At 55.1% G+C, this 214-nt stretch carries 2 tRNA genes; both read left to right on the top strand.

Features of this window, described 5'->3' with window-relative positions:
* The first annotated feature begins 44 nt into the window (after positions 1-44).
* Positions 45-121 (top strand) — tRNA-Ile (locus tag OIT90_RS19330).
* A gap of 14 nt (positions 122-135) precedes the next feature.
* Positions 136-211 (top strand) — tRNA-Ala (locus OIT90_RS19325).
* The last annotated feature ends 3 nt before the right edge of the window (positions 212-214 follow it).

The following is a 214-nucleotide window of genomic DNA, read 5'->3' as shown; positions in this document are numbered from 1 at the left end:
ACTTGCAAAAGATCCTACAACATCATATCTTCGATATGAAAGATGGGCCTGTAGCTCAGCTGGTTAGAGCGCACGCCTGATAAGCGTGAGGTCGGTGGTTCGAGTCCACTCAGGCCCACCATCTTCTATTAAATCGGGGCCTTAGCTCAGCTGGGAGAGCGCCTGCCTTGCACGCAGGAGGTCAGCGGTTCGATCCCGCTAGGCTCCACCAACG

This window comes from Bacillus sp. ABR (genome assembly GCF_056172715.1).
The sequence above is the reverse complement of the archived record's forward strand: the minus strand, read 5'-3'. Positions and strand labels throughout refer to the sequence as shown.